This is a genomic window from Delftia sp. RIT313 (assembly GCF_000632165.1).
GTDB classification, from domain to species: domain Bacteria; phylum Pseudomonadota; class Gammaproteobacteria; order Burkholderiales; family Burkholderiaceae_C; genus Comamonas; species Comamonas acidovorans.
On sequence record NZ_JFYT01000057.1, the window covers coordinates 223,538 to 242,233 of the forward strand.

General features: G+C 69.4%; 20 protein-coding genes and 1 pseudogene. 14 read left to right on the forward strand and 7 right to left on the reverse strand.

Annotation, left to right across the window (positions count from 1 at the left end; genetic code table 11):
- Window positions 1-9: 9 nt before the first annotated feature.
- The 11 genes and pseudogenes from BW39_RS17695 to BW39_RS17745 form a co-directional block, all read left to right on the forward strand.
- Window positions 10-1,005 (forward strand): annotated as a pseudogene (locus tag BW39_RS17695) (tripartite tricarboxylate transporter substrate binding protein); the annotation flags it as partial.
- 22 nt (window positions 1,006-1,027) lie between these two features.
- Entirely contained in the window at window positions 1,028-1,354 is a 327-nt protein-coding gene (locus BW39_RS17700; RefSeq protein WP_043823357.1) for an aromatic ring-opening dioxygenase LigA, read from the forward strand.
- Window position 1,355: 1 nt separating this feature from the next.
- Entirely contained in the window at window positions 1,356-2,174 is an 819-nt protein-coding gene (locus BW39_RS17705; protein WP_012202042.1) for an extradiol ring-cleavage dioxygenase, read from the forward strand.
- Window positions 2,175-2,609, forward strand: coding sequence for a 5-carboxymethyl-2-hydroxymuconate Delta-isomerase (locus BW39_RS17710; protein ID WP_043823359.1), 435 nt, complete (start codon window positions 2,175-2,177; stop codon window positions 2,607-2,609).
- A gap of 1 nt (window position 2,610) precedes the next feature.
- Entirely contained in the window at window positions 2,611-3,444 is an 834-nt protein-coding gene (hpaH, locus tag BW39_RS17715) for a 2-oxo-hept-4-ene-1,7-dioate hydratase (RefSeq protein WP_043823361.1), read from the forward strand.
- A gap of 45 nt (window positions 3,445-3,489) precedes the next feature.
- On the forward strand, window positions 3,490-4,944 hold the full coding sequence (locus tag BW39_RS17720; RefSeq protein ID WP_043823364.1) for an NAD-dependent succinate-semialdehyde dehydrogenase: 1,455 nt from the start codon (window positions 3,490-3,492) through the stop codon (window positions 4,942-4,944).
- Window positions 4,945-4,962: 18 nt separating this feature from the next.
- Entirely contained in the window at window positions 4,963-5,784 is an 822-nt protein-coding gene (locus BW39_RS17725; protein ID WP_012202038.1) for an aldolase/citrate lyase family protein, read from the forward strand.
- 86 nt (window positions 5,785-5,870) lie between these two features.
- Window positions 5,871-6,359 carry a homoprotocatechuate degradation operon regulator HpaR gene (gene hpaR, locus BW39_RS17730; protein ID WP_013800005.1) on the forward strand — a complete coding sequence of 163 codons (489 nt, stop codon included), beginning with the start codon at window positions 5,871-5,873 and terminating at the stop codon, window positions 6,357-6,359.
- A 44-nt stretch (window positions 6,360-6,403) separates the two neighbouring features.
- Window positions 6,404-7,039, forward strand: coding sequence for a 3'-5' exonuclease (locus BW39_RS17735; RefSeq protein ID WP_043823367.1), 636 nt, complete (start codon window positions 6,404-6,406; stop codon window positions 7,037-7,039).
- Between the two features lie 190 nt (window positions 7,040-7,229).
- The gene (locus tag BW39_RS17740) at window positions 7,230-7,733 is read left to right on the forward strand and encodes a flavin reductase family protein (RefSeq protein ID WP_012202035.1); all 504 of its coding nucleotides are present in this window, start codon (window positions 7,230-7,232) and stop codon (window positions 7,731-7,733) included.
- Between the two features lie 210 nt (window positions 7,734-7,943).
- Window positions 7,944-9,359 (forward strand): amino acid permease, encoded by a 1,416-nt coding sequence (locus BW39_RS17745; RefSeq protein WP_043823369.1) that lies wholly within the window; start codon window positions 7,944-7,946, stop codon window positions 9,357-9,359.
- On the opposite strand, the gene BW39_RS17750 is transcribed toward BW39_RS17745, so the two are convergent.
- Complete coding sequence (locus tag BW39_RS17750) at window positions 9,356-10,555, reverse strand: DUF5666 domain-containing protein (protein WP_043823465.1); 1,200 nt, start codon at window positions 10,553-10,555, stop codon at window positions 9,356-9,358. The two genes, BW39_RS17745 and BW39_RS17750, sit on opposite strands and share 4 nt — an antisense overlap.
- A 149-nt stretch (window positions 10,556-10,704) precedes the next feature.
- Between BW39_RS17750 and BW39_RS17755 the strand changes: the two genes are divergently transcribed.
- Genes BW39_RS17755 through BW39_RS17765 form a run of 3 tightly spaced genes read left to right on the forward strand, consistent with a single transcriptional unit; the run spans window position 10,705 to window position 13,422 of the window.
- Window positions 10,705-11,415, forward strand: coding sequence for a PepSY domain-containing protein (locus BW39_RS17755; protein WP_224986229.1), 711 nt, complete (start codon window positions 10,705-10,707; stop codon window positions 11,413-11,415).
- On the forward strand, window positions 11,415-12,095 hold the full coding sequence (locus tag BW39_RS17760) for a response regulator transcription factor (protein ID WP_013800000.1): 681 nt from the start codon (window positions 11,415-11,417) through the stop codon (window positions 12,093-12,095). Before BW39_RS17755 ends, BW39_RS17760 begins: the two co-directional genes overlap by 1 nt.
- On the forward strand, window positions 12,085-13,422 hold the full coding sequence (locus tag BW39_RS17765; RefSeq protein ID WP_043823372.1) for a sensor histidine kinase: 1,338 nt from the start codon (window positions 12,085-12,087) through the stop codon (window positions 13,420-13,422). The genes BW39_RS17760 and BW39_RS17765 overlap by 11 nt, the downstream gene beginning before the upstream one ends.
- A 19-nt stretch (window positions 13,423-13,441) precedes the next feature.
- Here the strand turns inward: BW39_RS17765 and minE are convergent, their stop codons facing one another.
- The 6 genes from minE to BW39_RS17795 form a co-directional block, all read right to left on the reverse strand.
- A complete protein-coding gene (gene minE, locus BW39_RS17770; protein ID WP_012202033.1) occupies window positions 13,442-13,705 on the reverse strand; it encodes a cell division topological specificity factor MinE in 264 nt (87 codons plus the stop codon).
- A 6-nt stretch (window positions 13,706-13,711) separates the two neighbouring features.
- Complete coding sequence (gene minD / locus BW39_RS17775) at window positions 13,712-14,524, reverse strand: septum site-determining protein MinD (RefSeq protein WP_012202032.1); 813 nt, start codon at window positions 14,522-14,524, stop codon at window positions 13,712-13,714.
- Between the two features lie 49 nt (window positions 14,525-14,573).
- Window positions 14,574-15,320 (reverse strand): septum site-determining protein MinC, encoded by a 747-nt coding sequence (gene minC / locus BW39_RS17780; protein ID WP_043823374.1) that lies wholly within the window; start codon window positions 15,318-15,320, stop codon window positions 14,574-14,576.
- 168 nt (window positions 15,321-15,488) lie between these two features.
- Window positions 15,489-16,277 (reverse strand): crotonase/enoyl-CoA hydratase family protein, encoded by a 789-nt coding sequence (locus tag BW39_RS17785; RefSeq protein WP_043823377.1) that lies wholly within the window; start codon window positions 16,275-16,277, stop codon window positions 15,489-15,491.
- Window positions 16,278-16,301: 24 nt separating this feature from the next.
- A complete protein-coding gene (locus BW39_RS17790; protein ID WP_043823379.1) occupies window positions 16,302-17,318 on the reverse strand; it encodes an acyl-CoA dehydrogenase in 1,017 nt (338 codons plus the stop codon).
- 196 nt (window positions 17,319-17,514) lie between these two features.
- Entirely contained in the window at window positions 17,515-18,672 is a 1,158-nt protein-coding gene (locus tag BW39_RS17795; protein ID WP_043823381.1) for an acyl-CoA dehydrogenase family protein, read from the reverse strand.
- Window positions 18,673-18,696 lie beyond the last annotated feature (24 nt).

Below are 18,696 nucleotides of genomic sequence, written 5' to 3' on the forward strand. Positions count from 1 at the left end.
AGGAGACAAGACATGCAACGCCGCCATTTCCTGCAATCCACCGCAGCCACCACGGCCGCAGCGCTGATGCTCCCGGGCCTTTCCCAGGCCCAGCCCGGTAGCCCGGCCGGCACCTGGCCCGCAAAGCCGCTGCGCATCATCGTGCCCTTCACGCCGGGCGGCACCACCGACCTGGTGGCGCGCCTGGTGGGCACCGAGCTGGGCAAGTCCCTGGGCCAGCCTGTGATCGTGGAGAACAAGCCCGGCGCGGGCACGGTGATCGGCGTGGACTATGTGTCCAAGCAGCCGGCCGACGGCTACACCCTGGTGTGCGTGGCCAACAGCTTCACGGCCAACAAGACGCTGGTGAAGAACCTGCCCTACGACACCACGCGCGACCTCAAGCCCGTGGCGCTGATGGGCCTGTCCGAGCATGTGCTGGCCACCCACCCGGGCAGCGGACTGAAGACGCTGGCCGATCTGCGCAACCGCGCCAAGGCCAGGCCCGGCGAGCTCAGCTATGCCTCGTTCGGCAACGGCACCTCGGCCCATCTGTCGGGCGCGCTGCTGTGCCAGGAGATGGGCATCGACATGGTCCACATCCCCTACAAGGGCCAGGGCCCGGCGCTGGCCGACCTGCTGGGCGGCCAGGTGGACGTGATGTTCGGCAACTGGCCCGAGTTCCGTGGCCATGTGCAAAGCGGCAAGCTGGTGGCCCTGGGCATGGCCACGCGCCAGCGCTCGCAGTTCGCTCCCCAGGTGCCCACGCTGGCCGAGCAGGGCGTGGCGCTGGAATCCAACTCCTGGCAGGGTTTGCTGGCACCCGGCGCCACGCCCGATGTGCTGGTGCAGCGCATCAACGCCGCCGTGGTCAAGGCCCTGGCCGAGCCCGCCGTGGTGGACGCCTTCGCGCGCGGCGGCATCGTCTCGCAGGCCGGCACGGCGCAGCAGTTCGCAGCCTTCGTCACCAGCGAAATCGCCAAGTACGAAGCCATCATCCGCCGCGCCAACATCACGCTGGGCTGAGGCTGGACCACCGGGAGACGCCATGAGCCTGTACACCATGCAGAAATTCCTGTTCCAGCTCAACCGCGAGCCCGAGGTGCAGCGGCGCTTTGCCGAGGACCGCGCCGCGCTGCTGGCCGAGTACGCGCTGGAGCCCGAGGAATACGAAGCCATGTTCCAGGGCGACATCGGCAAGCTCTACGTGCTGGGCTGCAACGGCCAGCTGCTGATGCACTTCGCGCCGCTGCTGGGCATGCCCTGGGCCGACTACCTGCAGGCCATGCGCGACGGCGTGCAAAAGCACGGACCGGTGCGCGCGGGCGTCTACGCGATGACGACAGCCACCAACGAAAAGATCGCAGGAGTTTGAGATGAGTCTGGTATTTGCAGGCGTTTGCAGCCACGCGCCCGGCATCACGGGCCGCGCACACCTGGCCGATCCGGCCACCAGGGATGCCTTCCATGCCGCCTTCCGCGACATGGGCGCACGGCTGGAGGCGGCGCGCCCCGACGCCGTGATCGTCATCGCGGCCGAGCACTTCGCCAACTTCTTCATGAACAACATGCCGGCCTATGCCATCGGCATGGCAGACCACTACGAAGGGCCCATCGAGGACCCGGCCTGGCTGGGCATAGAGCGCCACCGCATCCCCGGCAATGCCGAGCTGTCGCGGCGCCTGATCACCGAGGTCATGCAGACCGTGGACGTGGCCTTTGCCGAGGAGTGGAAGTTCGACCACGGCATCATGGTCCCGCTGCACTTTCTGACGCCGGCCTATGACAAGGACATCATCCCCGTCAACATCAACTGCCAGGGCCCGCCGCTGACGCCGCTGCACCGCGCATGGGCCTTTGGCGAGGCCCTGCGCCGCGCCTGCGACAAGGCGCCCGAACGCATCGCCATCGTGGGCACGGGCGGCATCTCGCACTGGCCGGCCACGCCCGACTCGGGCAAGGTCAACTGGGAATGGGACCAGCAGTTCATGGACCGCTGGTGCCGCAACGACCGGGACGCGCTGCTGTCGTACACCGACGCCGAGACCTACCGCGACGGCGGCCAGGGCGGCTTCGAGATCCGCAGCTTCATCGCCGTGGCCGCCGCCGCGCGCGGCGCGGGCCAGGTGCTGTACTGCCAGCCCATTCCCATCTTCGCCGTGAGCTGCACGGCCGCCACCATGGAGGTGGCCTGAATGCCGCACGTGGTCATCCTCTACACGGCCAGCCTGGACGCGCACACCGACATGACGCAGCTGTGCCGCGCCCTGGCCGACGCCATGCTCACCGTGCGTGCCGAAGACGGCGCCCAGGTCTTTCCCACGGGCGGCACGCGCGTGCTGGCCTACCCCGCGCCGCACAGCGCCGTGGCCGATGGCGGGGCTGCGGGCCGCGCAGCGGGCGGCGATGGCGACTACGGCTTCATCTACATCAACCTGCGCATGGGCCGGGGCCGCTCGGCCGCCGTGCAGCAGCAGGCCGGCGACGCCCTGCTGGCCTGCGCGCGCCGCCACCTGCAGCCGCTGTTCGCGCAGCGCCACCTGGGCCTGACCGTGCAGGTCGATGAAAGCCCGGGCCAGGTCTACGACGGCAAGCACAGCACACTCCACCCCCTCTTTTCCAAGCCTTGAAATGTTTTCCCAAGAACTGTTGACCCAACTGGCCCAGGAGCTCGACCGCAGCGAGAAGACGCGCGTGCAGGTCGAGCATTTCTCCAAGCGCTTTCCCGGCATGACCGTGGAGGATGGCTACCGCGTCTCGCGCGAATGGGTGCGCCTGCAGATCGCGGCGGGCCGCAAGGTGATCGGCCACAAGATCGGCCTGACCTCGCGCGCCATGCAGATATCGAGCCAGATCGACGAGCCCGACTACGGCACCCTGCTCGACAGCATGCTCTACCGCTGCACGCCGGGCCAGGTGCTGGACATCCCGGCCGCCCACTTCATCGCGCCGCGCGTGGAGGTGGAGCTGGCCTTCGTGCTCAAGGCGCCGCTGCGCGGCCCGGGCCTGCCCGGCGGCAAGGAGATCACGCTGCAGGACGTGCTGGACGCCACCGACCATGTGACGCCGGCCATCGAGATCATCGACGCGCGCATCGAGCAGTTCGACCGCCACACCAAGGCCATGCGCAAGGTCTACGACACCATCAGCGACAACGCGGCCAATGCGGGCATCGTGGTCGGCGCCGGGCAGGCTGTTCCCGGGGTGCTTGACCTGCCCTGGTGCGGCGCCATACTGCGCCAGAACGGGGTGGTCGAGGAGACCGGCCTGGCTGCCGGCGTGCAGGGCCATCCCGCCATCGGCGTAGCCTGGCTGGCCAACAAGCTCTCGCCCTGGGGCGAGGCCCTGGAGGCCGGCCAGACCGTGCTGGCCGGCTCGTTCACGCGCCCCGTGGCGGCCAGGGCCGGCGACCTGTTCGATGCCGACTACGGCCCGCTGGGCCGCCTGCAATTCCGTTTTGTCTAGGCGCCGTCGTCCCGACGCCTGCCCCGCCCTTATTGGAGATTTCCCATGCCGCTTGCCCTGCGTGACCCCAGCCTGCTCAAGAACCTCTGCCTGATCGACGGCCAATGGCTGGCCGCCGACGATGGCAGCCGCATCGACGTCCACAACCCCGCCACGGGCGAGTCCGTGGGCCATGTGCCCCGCATGGGCGAGGCCGAGACGCAGCGCGCCATCGCCGCCGCCGAGCGCGCCTTCACCCTCTGGAAGCAGCAGACCGCCGAGGCCCGCGCGCGCCTGCTGCATCGCTGGTTCGAGCTGATGATGGAGAACCAGGAGGACCTGGCCCTGATCATGACCAGCGAGCAGGGCAAGCCCCTGGCCGAGTCGCGCGGCGAGATCGCCTACGCGGCCTCCTACGTGCAGTGGTTTGCCGAGGAAGCCCGCCGCATCTACGGCTCCACCGTGCCCGCGCCCTGGGCCGACAAGCGCATCATCGTAACCAAGGAGCCCGTGGGCGTCTGCGCCGCGATCACGCCCTGGAACTTCCCGGCCGCCATGATCACGCGCAAGGTCGCGCCGGCCCTGGCGGCGGGCTGCACCATCATCGTCAAGCCCGCGCAGCAGACACCGCTGTCGGCCCTGGCCATGGCCGAGCTGGCCCAGCGCGCCGGCATTCCCGAGGGCGTGTTCAGCGTGATCACGGGCTCCTCGCGCGCCATCGGCGGCGTGCTCACGGCCAGCATGGCCGTGCGCAAGCTGACCTTCACGGGCTCCACCGAAGTGGGCCGCGTGCTGGCCGAGCAATGCGCGCCCACGCTCAAGAAGATGTCGCTGGAGCTGGGCGGCAACGCGCCCTTCATCGTCTTCGATGACGCGGACCTCGATGCCGCCGTCGAAGGTGCCATGGCCTCCAAGTACCGCAACACCGGCCAGACCTGCGTGTGCGCCAACCGCCTGCTGGTGCAGGACGGCGTGTACGACGCCTTCATGGCCAGGCTCAAGGTCGCCGTGCAGGCCCTCAAGGTGGGCAACGGCCTGGAGGCCGGCGTGGGCCAGGGCCCGCTGATCGACCAGGCCGCCGTGGACAAGGTCGAGGAACTGGTGGCCGATGCCGTGAAGAACGGCGCCGAGGTCGTGCTGGGCGGCAAGCGCCACGCGCTGGGCGGCACCTTCTACGAGCCCACCATCCTGGCCAACGCCACGGACCGCATGCGCATCGCCAGGGAAGAGGTCTTCGGCCCCGTGGCGCCCGTGTTCCGCTTCAAGACCGAGGAAGAGGCCATCCGCATGGCCAACGACACCGAGTACGGCCTGGCCGCCTACTTCTACGCCCGCGACGTGGGCCGCGTGTGGCGCGTGGGCGAGGCGCTGGAGTACGGCATGGTGGGGATCAACAGCGGCATCATCAGCACGGCCGTGGCGCCGTTTGGCGGCGTCAAGCAGTCGGGCATGGGCCGCGAGGGCGGCGCCGCCGGCATAGAGGAATACGTGAGCACCAAGTACCTGTGCATGGGCCACTGAGGCCCGGACAATCACACCATGCAGACACCTGTGAACCGCTTCAAGGCCGCCATTGCGGCCGACCAACCCCAGATCGGCCTGTGGCTGGGCCTGGCCGACGCCTATTCGGCGGAAATCTGCGCGGGCGCCGGCTTCGACTGGCTCCTGATCGACGGCGAGCATTCGCCCAACGACACGCGCACCCTGCTGGCGCAGCTGCAGGCCATCGCGGCCTATCCCGACAGCCATGCCATTGCCCGCGTGCCCATGGGACACGGCGAGGTCGGCGAGATGCTGATCAAGCAGTACCTGGACATCGGCGTGCAGACCCTGCTCGTGCCCATGGTGGACACGGCCGAGCAGGCCGCACGCATCGTGCGCGCCGCGCGCTATCCGCAGGCCGACGGCCAGGGCGGCATCCGCGGCATGGGCGGCGCACGCGCCTCGGCCTGGGGCCGGCGCGCCAACTACGCCCATGAAGCCAACGCCCAGGTCTGCGTGCTGGTGCAGGTGGAGACGCGCCAGGCGCTGGCCCACCTGGACGCCATTGCCGCCACCGAGGGCGTGGACGGCGTCTTCATCGGCCCGGCCGACCTGTCGGCCTCCATGGGCCACATCGGCAACCCCGGCCACCCCGAGGTGCAGGAGGCGATTGCCGACGCCATCGCCCGCATACGCCGCGCGGGCAAGGCGCCCGGCATCCTCACGCCCAACGAGGCCCTGGCGCGCAAGTACCTGGAGCTGGGCTGCACCTTCACGGCCGTGGGCCTGGACACCAGCGTGCTGGTGCAGGCCACCAGCGCGCTGGCTGCGCGCTTCAAGCAGGCAGCAGCCCCCGCGCCGAAAAGCCAGACCTATTGAGGCCCCGGCCTGACAAGGCGCCCGCAACGCCGCTCCGGGGAGGGAGCGGCGGCTGCATAGAATCCAGCCGACAGATGCTGCCGAACATGCCCCAGACCACGCCCTCTTTTGCCCCCGAGCCGCTGCGCGCCTTCTCGCGCTCCCTGCCCATGGCGCTGCTGCGCGCCCGCGAATCGGTCATGGTGCGCTTTCGGCCCATGCTGCGCGCCCATGGCCTGACCGAACAGCAGTGGCGCGTGCTGCGCGCCATGGCGGCGGTCACGCACAGGCTGCGGCCCATGGAGCTGTCGCAGGCCACCTACATCAGCATGCCCAGCCTCTCGCGCCTGCTCAAGACGCTGGAAGGCCGGCAGCTGGTGGAGCGCTCGCGCCACGCCAGCGACATGCGCGGCGCCGAGTTCGAGCTCACGGCGGCCGGCCACGCCATCGTGGCCGAGATCGCGCCGCACTCCTCCGAGACCTATGCCGAGATCGAGCGCCTGGTGGGCCATGAAGAGATCGAGCAGCTCTACGCCCTGCTCGACCAGGTCGTGCAGCGCCTGGGCGCGGCCGACGGCAGCCAGGCCGAGGAATAGCCGCCCCGGCACGCCGGTCGGGCACTGCCGGGCACAATCGCCCCATGCCGCAGCCGATTGCCGTCATCGACTTTGAAACCACGGGCATGGCGCCCGCCCAGGGCGCGCGTGCCACCGAGGTCGCCATCGTGCTGATCGAGGGCGGCCAGGTGGTGGACCGCTTCCAGAGCCTGATGCGCACGGGCGCCTGGATACCGCCCTTCATCACGCGGCTGACGGGCATCACCAATGCCATGGTCGCAGCCGCGCCGCCTGCCGAGGAGGTGATGCGCGATGCCGCGCGCTTCGTGGGCAGCGCCCCCATGGTGGCGCACAACGCGGCCTTCGACAGCAAGTTCTGGCAGTCCGAACTGGCCCTGGCCGGCGAGGCCGCACCCCAGCCCTTTGCCTGCACCGTGCTGCTGTCGCGCCGCATCTACCCGGAGGCGCCCAGCCACAGCCTGAGCCGGCTCACCGCCCACCTGGGCCTGCCCGTGGCCGAGCGTGCCCACCGGGCGCTGGCCGATGCCGAGATGGCCGCCGCCCTGCTGGCGCGCATGCAGCAGGACCTGTGCCTGCGCCATGCGCTGGCCTGGCCCGAGCATGCGCTGCTGATGCAGCTGCAGCGCTGCACGCGGGCCCGCATGAAGGCCTGGCTGAACGAGAACGCCGCGCCCGCCCAGATGAGCATGGCGCTGTGAGCCGGCGCCGCGCACACAGGGCAAAGACCTCCCTGGCAGAGGCCCCATCGGCCGCTTCTGCCGGCATCCGCACCCATAATGCAAGGTTGCTGCCCGGCTCCGGGCGCCCGTCCCAAACGCTGCAGCCCTGCTGCGGCCTTGCTGCCGCCTGGTTCTTGCACCCGTGAATTCCGCACTGCCTCCCGCCGCCATGGCCGCCCTGCCTCCACAGTCCCCGTTCTCGTCGCGCGAGTTCCGCGACGCGCTGGGCCAGTTCGCCACGGGCGTGACCATCGTCACCGCACGCAGCCCGCAGGGCCATCCGGTGGGCGTCACCGTGAGCTCGTTCAACTCCGTCTCGCTCACGCCGCCGCTGGTGCTGTGGAGCATGGCGCTGTCGGCGGCCTCGCTGCCCGTGTTCCAGCATTGCTCGCACTACGCCATCCACGTGCTGTCGGCCTCGCAAAAGCCCCTGGCCGAGCTGTTCGCGCGCAAGGGCGTGGACCGCTTCGCCAACACCGCCTGGCGCAGTTCGGCCCAGGGCGTGCCGCTGCTGTCCGAAGCCACCACCGTCTTCGAGTGCCGCAACCGCCATCGCCATGAAGAAGGCGACCATGTGATCTTTATCGGCGAGGTCGAGCAGTGCAGCCACCAGGCCGGCCACACGCCGCTGCTGTACCACGCAGGCCGCATGCACACGGGCGGCCTGGGCTGATACCGGGGCCTGCGGCAGCACTCCCGTCGGCTCTTTCGGCGCCTCCCCCATTCCCGTTTCTTCCCGCCTCCGGGTAATCCCCGGTCCGGGAAATTGCTGTCTGCGCATATTGTATATACAGGCTTATACATCTGATCGCAGACCCATCCGCAGGCTGATGCAGCCTGTGGATGCGGCAGCCATTTCACCAATGACGGGGGGAGACAGCGCATGAGTTCACCATCTGCAGGCAGCCTGCACCGAGGGCTGTCGGCCCGCCATATCCGCTTCATGGCACTGGGCTCGGCCATAGGCACGGGGCTGTTCTACGGCTCGGCCAAGGCCATACAGCAGGCGGGGCCCTCGGTGCTGATCGCCTACCTGCTGGCGGGCGCGGCGGTCTACATGGTGATGCGCGCGCTGGGCGAGATGGCCGTGCACAACCCCGTACCCGGCTCCTTCGGCCAGTACGCCAGCGACTACCTGGGGCCGTTCGCGGGCTTCGTCACGGGCTGGACCTATACCTTCGAGATGGTCATCGTCTGCCTGGCTGACGTGACGGCCTTCGGCATCTACATGGGGTTCTGGTTTCCCGAGGTGCCGCGCTGGATCTGGGTGCTGTCCATCGTCTGCTTCATCGGCGCGCTCAACCTGTGCTCGGTCAAGGTGTTCGGCGAGATGGAGTTCTGGCTGTCCCTGCTCAAGGTGGCGGCCATCATCGCCATGATCGGCGGCGGCCTGGGCATCATGGTGTTCGGCTTCGGCATGGCGGCCGACCAGGCGCCGACCGGCGTGCAGAACCTGTGGGTGCACGGCGGCTTCATGCCCCATGGCGTCTCGGGGCTGATTGCATCGCTGGCAGTGGTGGTGTTCGCCTTCGGAGGCATCGAGATCATCGGCATCTCGGCCGGCGAGGCCAAGGACCCGGCGCGCGTGATCCCGCGCGCCATCAACGCCGTGCCGCTGCGCATCCTGCTGTTCTATGTGCTCACGCTGTTCGTGCTGATGAGCATCTTCCCCTGGCCGCAGATCGGCAGCCAGGGCAGCCCCTTCGTGCAGATCTTCAGCGGCCTGGGCATTTCCTCGGCCGCCACCATCCTCAACATCGTGGTGATCTCGGCGGCCGTGTCGGCCATCAACAGCGACATCTTCGGCGCCGGCCGCATGCTGTACGGCATGGCGCACCAGGGCCAGGCCCCCGCCGGCTTCGGCCGTGTCTCGCGCCATGGCGTGCCCTGGATGACCGTGGTGGTGATGGCCGTGGCGCTGCTGGCCGGCGTGGTGCTGAACTACCTGATCCCCGAGGACGTGTTCCTGCTGATCGCCTCCATCGCCGCCTTCGCCACGGTCTGGGTCTGGCTGATGATCCTGCTGTCGCAGTTCGCGGCGCGCCGCCGCATGAGCCCGCAGCAGGTGGCCGCGCTGAAGTTCCCGGTCCCGCTGTGGCCCGCCGCGCCGCTGGCCGCCATCGGCTTCATGCTGCTGGTGCTGGGCGTGCTCGGCTACTTCCCCCACACCCGTGCAGCCCTGGTCGTGGGCGGCCTGTGGATCGTGCTGCTGGGCGCTGCCTACCTGCTGTGGGTGCGCCCCGCCGCCGCGCGTGCGCAAAGCGAGGCCATGCGGCCTGCGGCGAACGCGAACCCTTAGTCGAACTCGACCTCGGTGGCCACCACCATCGCGCCATCGACCGAGAGCCGGCCCTTGACCTCGACCACGCGCCCCACGGCAATTTGGGCAGCGCTGCCATCCTCGAAGCGCGCATTGCGATAGTCCACGCGCACGCCGCGCAGCTCGAAGATGCCGGCCAGGCTGTCGACAGCGGTGATGCGGCCCTCGATCTCGAAGCCATCGTCACTGTCCAGCCGCAGCTTGCGCTCGACCTCGGAGGCGCGAAGCACCCCGTCCTGGAACATACCCTCGACCTCGACCAGGTCGCCCACGGCAAGGCCGGCGGGCAGGCGTGTGGCGCTGCCCGCGTCCACGCTCAGGCCGTCCACGACGAAGCGGGTCGGCGAATCCATGCGGGTGATATGGCCGGTGACGTCGGCCTCCACGCCTGCCTGTTCGGGCAGCGTGGGACGCTGCACCGACAGTGCGGTGGCCACCCACAGGCCGGCGGCATCGGGCTGGCGCGCCAGGCGCAGGCTGACCACGTCGCCGGCAGCCAGCGCGGCGGCAACCTGCACGCCGCTCCAGTTGACGACGGCCTCGCCGATGCGCAGGGTGCGGCGCGACATGTCAACGGCATCGACAGGCGCGCGCAGGCGCCAGGGCTCGTCGGCGTCATCCTCGATCTCGATGCGGCTGGCAAGAATGCGGCCCTGCGCATCGCGCAGGCCGTGGACTTCCAGCACACGGCCGACCTGCAGCGCCGCCGCGCGGCCGTCCTCGAACACCGTGGCCGCATCGACGATCACGGTCTGGCCCAGTACGGTCAGCCGGTCGCCCACGACCGCGCTCAACGGACCTTCCAGATCGCTGCGCACAAGAATCTGGCGGGCCATGGCGCGCGCCACACCATCGCTTCCGGTGGTCACGGGGTCGGCCGTGACATGGACCGCCATGCCCAGCTTGAGCGCATCGCTGGCCAGCAGGACGCCATCGCCATCGGTGATCCGGGCCTGGCGCTCGTCATACCGCACCCCATTGACCAGGATGGAGCCGAAGCCGTCAATGGTGCCCGACGCATAGCTGGCGCTGGGAGTGACCGGCGTGGGGGCGGGCTTGTCAGCCCCGCCGCCGCCACCGCCGCAGGCGGCCAGCAGCACGGACAGCGAGAGCGCGCCAGCGCCCAGGGCCCGGTGCAATGGCGTGGCGGAGCGGGAAAAGCGAAGAAAGTGCATGGTGTTCGATGCCAGAAAGAAACAGATGAAAAAGGCACCGCGGCGGGGCCATCGGTGCAACCGCCTGCAGTGTCGGCAAAGGCGCCTAAACCGCGCATGAATGGCGCGTTCATGTACTGTTTAAGAACGTGCACATAAGATGCGTGGCCGTGAAACTCCGCCTCGCACTTGCTGCCTTGCTGGCCCTGCCGCTGGCGCCCGCCTCTGCCACCACGCCAGCGGAGCATGAAAGCGTGCGCCGCGAGGTGCAGTCGAAGCGCCTGCGGCCCTTGGCGGAAATCCTCCAGGACGTGCAGCAGCGCCACAAAGGGCGCGTCATCGACATCGAACTCGAGCGCGGCGCCGACGGCCGGCGCTGGTACGAAATCAAGCTCGCCAATGGCCAGCGCACGGAGATCTATATCGATGCAGTCACGGGACAGGACATCCCCCGGCCGGGCGCGACCACCGCCGTGCTGATACCCATGTCCGCCGTGGCGGCAGCCGTCACCCGCTTGCATCCCGGCACCGTGCTGCAGATCGAGCTGGAGGAAACGCGCAGCCCCAGGCCCTACTACGAGATCCAGCTGCTCACGCGAGAAGGCCGTGAGCAGCTGCTGCGCGCCGACGCCCAGACGGGCCGCATCCTGGTGGAGCCTGTCCTGAGCCGGGAGCAGGCCGCCACGCTGCAACCGCTGCCGCGCATTCTTGAGGAACTGGAGCGCAAGTACCAGGCCCGCGCCACAGAGGCCGAGCTCAAGATCGACGTCCGGCAGCGCGCCTACTACGAGGTCGAGTTGCAGCTGAGCGCCGGCCGCAGCATCGAAGTGCATGTGGATGCGTACAGCGGCCAGCCCATCGAAGAGGACGGACTGCGCTGATGCGGGTGCTCATCGTCGAAGACGACGCCGATCTTGCTGCAGGCCTGCAGGCCATCCTGCAGGAGGCCGGCATGCTGGCCGAGTGCTGCGCGGACGGCCGCCTCGCCCAGGAACTGGGCAGCGTCGAACACTATGACGCCGCCTTGCTGGACCTGGGGCTGCCAGGACAGGACGGCGTCTCGGTGCTGCGCCATTGGCGCGAGCAGGGCCGCTCCTTTCCCGTGCTGGTGCTCACGGCCCGCAACCGCTGGAGCGACAAGCTCACGGCCTTCCAGGCCGGCGCGGACGACTACCTGACCAAGCCCTTTCTGCACGAGGAGGTCGTCACGCGGCTGCGCGTGCTGCACCGGCGCGCAGCAGGCGGCAGCCGGCCCCTGGTGCAGATAGGCCCGCTGGCCTACGACACCATGGCAGACCGCTTCACGCTCGAAGGTCGGCCGCTTGCGCTGACCGCGCAGGAGCAACGCATCCTGAGCTTTCTGACCAACCGGCATGGACAGCTCGTCAGCCGCGCCGACATCAGCGAGCATGTCTACGCACGCGACCTGGACCCGGACTCCAACACCGTGGACGTGCTGGTCGGCCGCATCCGCCGCAAACTGTCCCCGCATGGCCTGATCCATACCGAGCGCGGACGGGGCTTTCGCCTGCAGCAGGCCAGCGGCGACCATGCGTCCTAGGCACTGGGGCCTGTCGGAGCGCCTGCTGGCACTGAGCCTGGTGGCCACGCTGGCCTGCGGCACGGCCGCCAGCTGGCTGCTGCGTGAGCAGTTGCACGATGCGGTGCTGCGCAGCTTCAAGGCCGGCCTGCAGGACCGCGCCGAGCGGCTGCAGGCCGAGCTGCAGTCCCCGGGACCCCTGACCGGACAGGGCACGCGGCTCAATCGCGGCGAGTTCGGCCGCATTTTCTCGGGCTGGTACTGGACACTGGAGCAGGACGGGCGCCTGCAGCAGTCGCGCTCGGTCTGGGACGACAGCCTGGAGCTGGACGACGCCCGTCCCTGGCCCCGGCACAAGGGCAGCGAGACGCTGCTGTCGCTGCGCGGGCCGCAGGGGCGCGAACTGCTGGGCCTGCGCCGCAGCTTCGATGTCGCGGGCCGGCGCGTGCAGCTGCACGTCTTCGGCCCACTGGACGGTACGCGCCAGGAATGGCGCCGCATCGACCGCATCCTGCTGGTCACCGAGCTGGGCCTGGTCGCCGCGCTGCTGCTGTGCACGGTGGCGCTGGTGCGCCTGGGATTGCAGCCGCTGCGCAGCCTGCAGCAGGCGCTGCAGGACATGGAAGACGGCACACGCACGCAGCTGGGGCGGCACTTCGGCCCCGACCTGGACCCGATTGCCGAGGCCGTGGACCAGGTGCTGCAGCGCAATGCCCAGGTCGTGGAGCGCGCGCGCCACCAGGCAGCCGACCTGAGCCATGCGCTCAAGAAGCCGCTGGCCGTGCTCGGCATCCAGGCACGCGGCCATCAGGTCGATGGCCCGTGGCTGCGTGACCAGGTACAGGCCATGTCCCACACCATCGACCGCCATCTGGCGCGCTTCGCCAGCGGCGCCGGCAGCGCCGGCAGCGTGGCGCTGGATGAGGTGCTGGCCCGGCTGCTGGATGCCATGCGCCAGATCCACGCCCAGCGGCGCCTGTCCTGGTCCATCCAGACCTCCACGCCGCTGCCCGGCCATGGGCTGCGTTGGCGCGGCGCGGCCTCGGACCTGGAGGAGATGGCGGGAAACCTGCTGGACAACGCCGGCAAGTGGGCGCGCAGCCGCGTCACGCTGGCCGTGCGCCAGGATGGCACGACGACGCTGCTGCAGATCGATGACGACGGCCCAGGCCTGGCGCCGGAGCATCTCGCGCAGGCCATGGAGCGCGGTGTCCGCTTCGACGAACAGGCCCAGGGCCACGGCCTGGGCCTGGCCATCGTGCGCGACATCGCCGAGACCTATGGTGGATCGCTGGAGATGGGGCCGAGCCCGCTGGGCGGGTTGCGCTGCACGCTGCGCCTGGGCTGAGCACGGCGCCGGGCAGCGCTCAACGCGAGGCGTCGGGCAGTTCGATCTTGACTTCGAGCACTTCGAGGTTTTCCTGGCGCTCCAGGTGCACCTTGATATCGTTGACGTCGATGTCCACGTACTTGGAGATCACCGCCATCAGCTCCTTTTGCAGCGCAGGCAGGTAGTCGGGACCGCCGCCATTGCCGCCCACGCGTTCGCGCGCGAGGATGATCTGCAGGCGCTCCTTGGCCACCGAGGCCGTCTTCTTCTTTTCTCCGAGCAGGAAAGAGAGCATGGACATGGCCGCTTACCTCCCCCCGAACATGCGTTTGAAGAAGCCGGGCTTTTGCGCTTCGGTGAAGCGCATGGGCTTTTCCTCGCCCAGGAAGCGCGCGACCACGTCCTGGTAGGCCTCGGCCACGTCCGAGCCCTGCATGTGCACGGCGGGAATGCCCTGGTTGGAGGCCTGCAGCACGGTTTCGGATTCGGGCACGACACCGATCAGCTCGATGCGCAGGATGTCCTGGATGTCCTCCAGCGACAGCATCTGACCGTCCTGCACGCGGTTGGGGTTGTAGCGCGTGATCAGCAGGTGTTCCTTGACGCTCTCGCCCGCGATGGCGCGCGCGGTCTTGGAGCTGAGCATGCCCAGGATGCGGTCGGAGTCGCGCACGGAGGAGACTTCCGGGTTGGTCACGACCAGGGCCTCGTCGGCGAAGTGCATGGCGATCAGGGCGCCGCTTTCGATGCCGGCCGGCGAGTCGCAGATGATGTACTCGAAGTCCATGCCCGCCAGGTCGTCCAGGATCTTCTTGACGCCGTCCTGCGTCAGCGCATCCTTGTCACGCGTCTGGGAGGCGGCCAGCACGAAGAGGTTGTCGCACTGCTTGTCCTTGATCAGGGCCTGGTTGAGGTTGGCCTCTCCCTGGATGACGTTGATCAGGTCGTAGACCACGCGGCGCTCGCAGCCCATGATCAGGTCGAGGTTGCGCAGGCCCACGTCGAAATCGATGACGGCGGTCTTGTGCCCGCGCAATGCGAGGCCCGATGCGAAGCTGGCGCTGGTGGTGGTCTTGCCCACGCCACCCTTGCCGGAGGTCACGACGACTATTTTGGCCATGTTTGCACGGTTCCTTAAAGACTGGAGAGCAAAGAAGAGGGGTCCGGTGTCATACCGGCTCGATGAGGATTTTCTCGCCGTCGAGACGCACCTTGGCGGGCCTGGCAGCCACGTCCGCCGGGAGATCGGTCTCGATTGTGCGATAGATGCCGGCAATCGACAGCAGCTGTGCTTCCATGCAGGTGCTGAAGATGCGCGCCTCGGTGTTGCCGCGTGCCCCGGCGATGGCCCTGCCGCGCAGCGGCGCGTAGACATGGACGTTGCCGTCGGCGATGACTTCGGCGCCATAGCTGACCATGGCCAGCACCACGATGTCGGTGCCGCGCGCATAGACGCGCTGGCCCGAGCGCAGCGGCTTGTCCACGATGAGGGCGTCGGCCTGGGGAGCAGGCACCTCGCGCACCACCTCGATCTCGCGCACGACTTCCTGGATCTCGATCTCGGGCACCGTGGGCCGCACGGGTGCGGCCTCGGGCGCGGGCGCCAGGCCTGCGGCACGCGCCGCCTCCATCTGCGCCGGGCTGCCGCCGCGCACGGCCACGGGCACGGTGCGGTGAAAGCGCAGTGCCTCCACGAGCACGGCGAAGTCGATGGCCTCCTCGGCATCACGCACATGGGCCAGGTCGATCAGTACGGGGTCGTTGTCGAAGAAATCCGGGTCGTCGGCCAGGCGCTGGGCCAGGTCGGCCACGAGCGCACGTACGTCGGTATCCCGCAGGGTCACGGCCACCACGGGCAGCTGCGCACTCTTGAGGTCGAAGCTGGGGCGGGCAGTACTCGTCGTTTCAACGGCCATGGGACTGGGAGTGCGGTGGATGGGAGAGTTGCCTCTCGACGCGCAAAGTGTACTGTGTGCGCAGTACATGGGCGCCCACTCCCGCCGGGAGGCCGGCACCGGGGAGTGTCCATTTGTGTTGTGTCACACACGGCCCATGCCCCCGTGGCGGGGGCCGGGCGGGCCCGGTCACTGAAACCGGGGCTTACGCTTCTCCACGAAGGCCATCACGGCCTCGCGGTGGTCGGCGGTCTTGTGGGCCAGGGCCTGGTAGCCGGCGGACAGCTCCAGCAGCGACTCCAGCGTGCTGTGCTCGCCCTCGCGCAGCAGGCGCTTGGTCATGCGCATCACGGCGCCGGGGTTGGCGGCGATCTTGTCGGCCAGCGCGCGCGCCGTGGCCAGCAGCTGGTCGGCCGGCACGACGCGGCTGACCAGGCCGCAGGCCAGGGCCTGCTGCGCGTCGATGGCCTCGCCCGTGAACGCCATCTCGGCCGCCTTGGCGCGGCCCACGGCGCGCGGCAGCAGCCAGGCGCCGCCGTCGCCCGGCACGATGCCCACGCGCACGAAGCTCTCGGCAAAGGTGGCCGTCTCGCTGGCGATGCGGATGTCGCACATGCAGGTCAGGTCCAGCCCCGCGCCGATGGCCGGGCCGTTGATGGCGCAGATCACGGGCACGTCCAGCTGGTTGAGGGCGCGCGGAATGCGCTGTATGCCCTGGCGGTACTCCTCGCGGATGGCGTCGGGCGTGAGCGCGTCGTCGAAGAAGCGCTGCATGTCCTTGACGTTGCCGCCCGAGCTGAAGATGGGGCCGGCGCCCGTGAGGATGACGGCCTTGACCGAGGCATCGCGCCGGATCTCGTCGCAGACCTGCACGAATTCCTCCACGGCCGTGTTGCCCGTGAGCGCATTGCGCGTCTCGGGCTGGTTCATGGTGAGGGTCCAGATGGCGCCGTCGCGCTCGATGTTCAGAAAGGGCATGGATGGGGTTCCTTCGAGAGCCTGTCAGGCGGTGATATCGGTGGTGGAGCGGATCAGGTCCAGCGTGCTGCCCGCGTGGCCATGGACCAGCGCGGCACCCGCCACGCCATGCCAGTACGACTCGGAGCCGGCCGTCTGGCGCCAGGCATGCAGGCGGCGCGTGAGCAGTTGCAGGTCGTATTCCTCGGTGAAGCCCATGGCGCCGTGGATGGCGTGGGCCGCCTCGGCCACGGCCAGCGCGGCCTGGCTGCAGCGCGCCTTGGCCACGGCCACGCGCAGCCGATCGGGAAAGAGGCCCTGCCCCGCGCAGCCCAGCCGGGCCGCCATGCGCGCGGCGAAGACATGCTCGCTCATCACCGCCAGCTGGTGCTGAATGGCCTGGAACTTGCCGATGGGGCGGCCGAACTGCTGGCGGTCATTCGCGTACTGCAGCGTGCGCTGGAACACCTCCATGAGCGCGCCCGCGAGCTGCGCCGCCACCAGGCCGGCCTGCAGCGTGCGCAGGTCCAGCCCATCCGGCAGGGCGATAGCGGGAGCAGGCACCGCGCGGACCTGATCGGCGCTCCAGCGCAGGTTCACGTCCAGGCAGAAGGCCGCTGGCTCGGACTGCGCCTGCGCCACGGGCAGCAGGCTCCAGCCCTGCGCATGCTGCACCAGCGCGCTGTCCGCCACCGCGCCCAGGCGCACGGGTGCGCAGTGCAGGCTGCCATCCGGCTGGAGCAGGCCTTGCGCCAACGCGATGGCGCCTGGTGGACGCTCCGCCCCCGCGCCCGCCAGCAGCGCGCGCGCCAGCATGGTCTCGCCCAGCGGCACGGGCAGCGCATGGGCGCCTACCTGCGACCACACATCGAACAGCTGCGCCAGCGCCAGCCCCGCGCCGCCCGCATCCTCAGGCACCAGGGCATCGGCAAAGCCAGCCTGCTCCAGCGATTGCCACAGCGCCCGGGGCGAGCCCCCGCCCTCGATGGCGCGCACCCGCGCGGGCGTGCACTCGCCCTGCAGCAGCTGGCGTGCGGCGTCGGCAAACAAATCGTCTTCCATGTCTCTCTCCATTCATGACACATGACGCCAGGCCTTGGGCGTTCCGTTTGAAACTGGCGCGCCTTTAACACCAGGGACACCGAGGAAGGGCCTACGCCGGCCGCGCCGCCCCGCACCGAGGGTGTCGTCCCCCCGCGAAGCGAGAGGGGGCGCCGTGCAACGGGAAGACGCGCAGCGGCTCAGGGGGCGCTTCGTGTCAACGAAGTCCCAAACCTCGCGCGATCATTCCGCGCAGGATGTCGCGCGTGCCGCCGCGCAGCGAATACGAAGGCGCAACCTCCGTCACGTAGTTGAGGGTGCGCAGCAGCTCCAGCGGAACCTCGGACGCCTCGCGTGCGAACAGGTCGTCGGCGATGGCGGCGGGAATGGACTGCTCCAGCGTCGTGCCCAGCTCCTTGACCAGGGCCGCCTCGACGATGGGGCTTTCGCCGCGCACCAGCTTGTCCTGCACGGCCACCGACATGGCGCGCAGCGGGGCCAGCTCGGTGAACACGCGGCCGGCCAGGCGCAGCGCGCCTTCGCTGCGCTCGCCCGTTGCACGCAGCCAGGCCAGCCATTCGTCGAACAGCACGATGCTGGAGAGCAGCCGCTCGGGTCCGCTGCGCTCGAAGGCCAGCTCGGCCGTGACCTGCTCCCAGCCCTGGCCTTCCTGGCCGATCAGGGCGTCGGGCGGCAGCTGCACGTTGTCGAAGAAGACTTCGCAGAAATGGCTGTCGCCCGAGAGGTCGGTGATGGGCCGCACGGTCACGCCCGGCAGCGACAGGTCCACGATGACCTGGGACAGCCCCTTGTGCCGGTCACCCGCCTCGCCCGAGGTGCGCACCAGGGCGATCATGTAGTGGCAGTGGTGGGCGTTGGTGGTCCAGATCTTCTGGCCGTTGAGCACGAAGCCCTTGCCGTTCGGCGCGGCGCGCGTCTTCACGCTGGCCAGGTCCGAGCCCGCGCCGGGCTCGCTCATGCCGATGCAAAAGAAGGCCTCGCCCCGGCAGATGCGCGGCAGGTAGAACCGCTTTTGCGCCTCGGTGCCGTACTTGAGGATCAGCGGACCGCTCTGGCGGTCGGCAATCCAGTGCGAGCCCACGGGCGCGCCGCAAGCCAGGTATTCCTCCACCAGCACGTAGCGCGTGAAGGCGCTGCGCCCGCCGCCACCGTACTCGCGCGGCAGGGTGACGCCTATCCAGCCCTTTTCGCCCAGCTGCCGACTCAGTTCGGCGCTGTAGCCGCCCCAGGAGCGCGCACGCACATGGGGCGGCAGGCCGCTTATGGCCTGGGCGAGGAAGGCGCGCACCTCGGCGCGCAGGGCTTCGTCCTCGGCGGGGATGCGGGTCAGGGCAAGGGAATCAAGCACGCTCATTGCAGGGCTCCATGGTTGGACCCC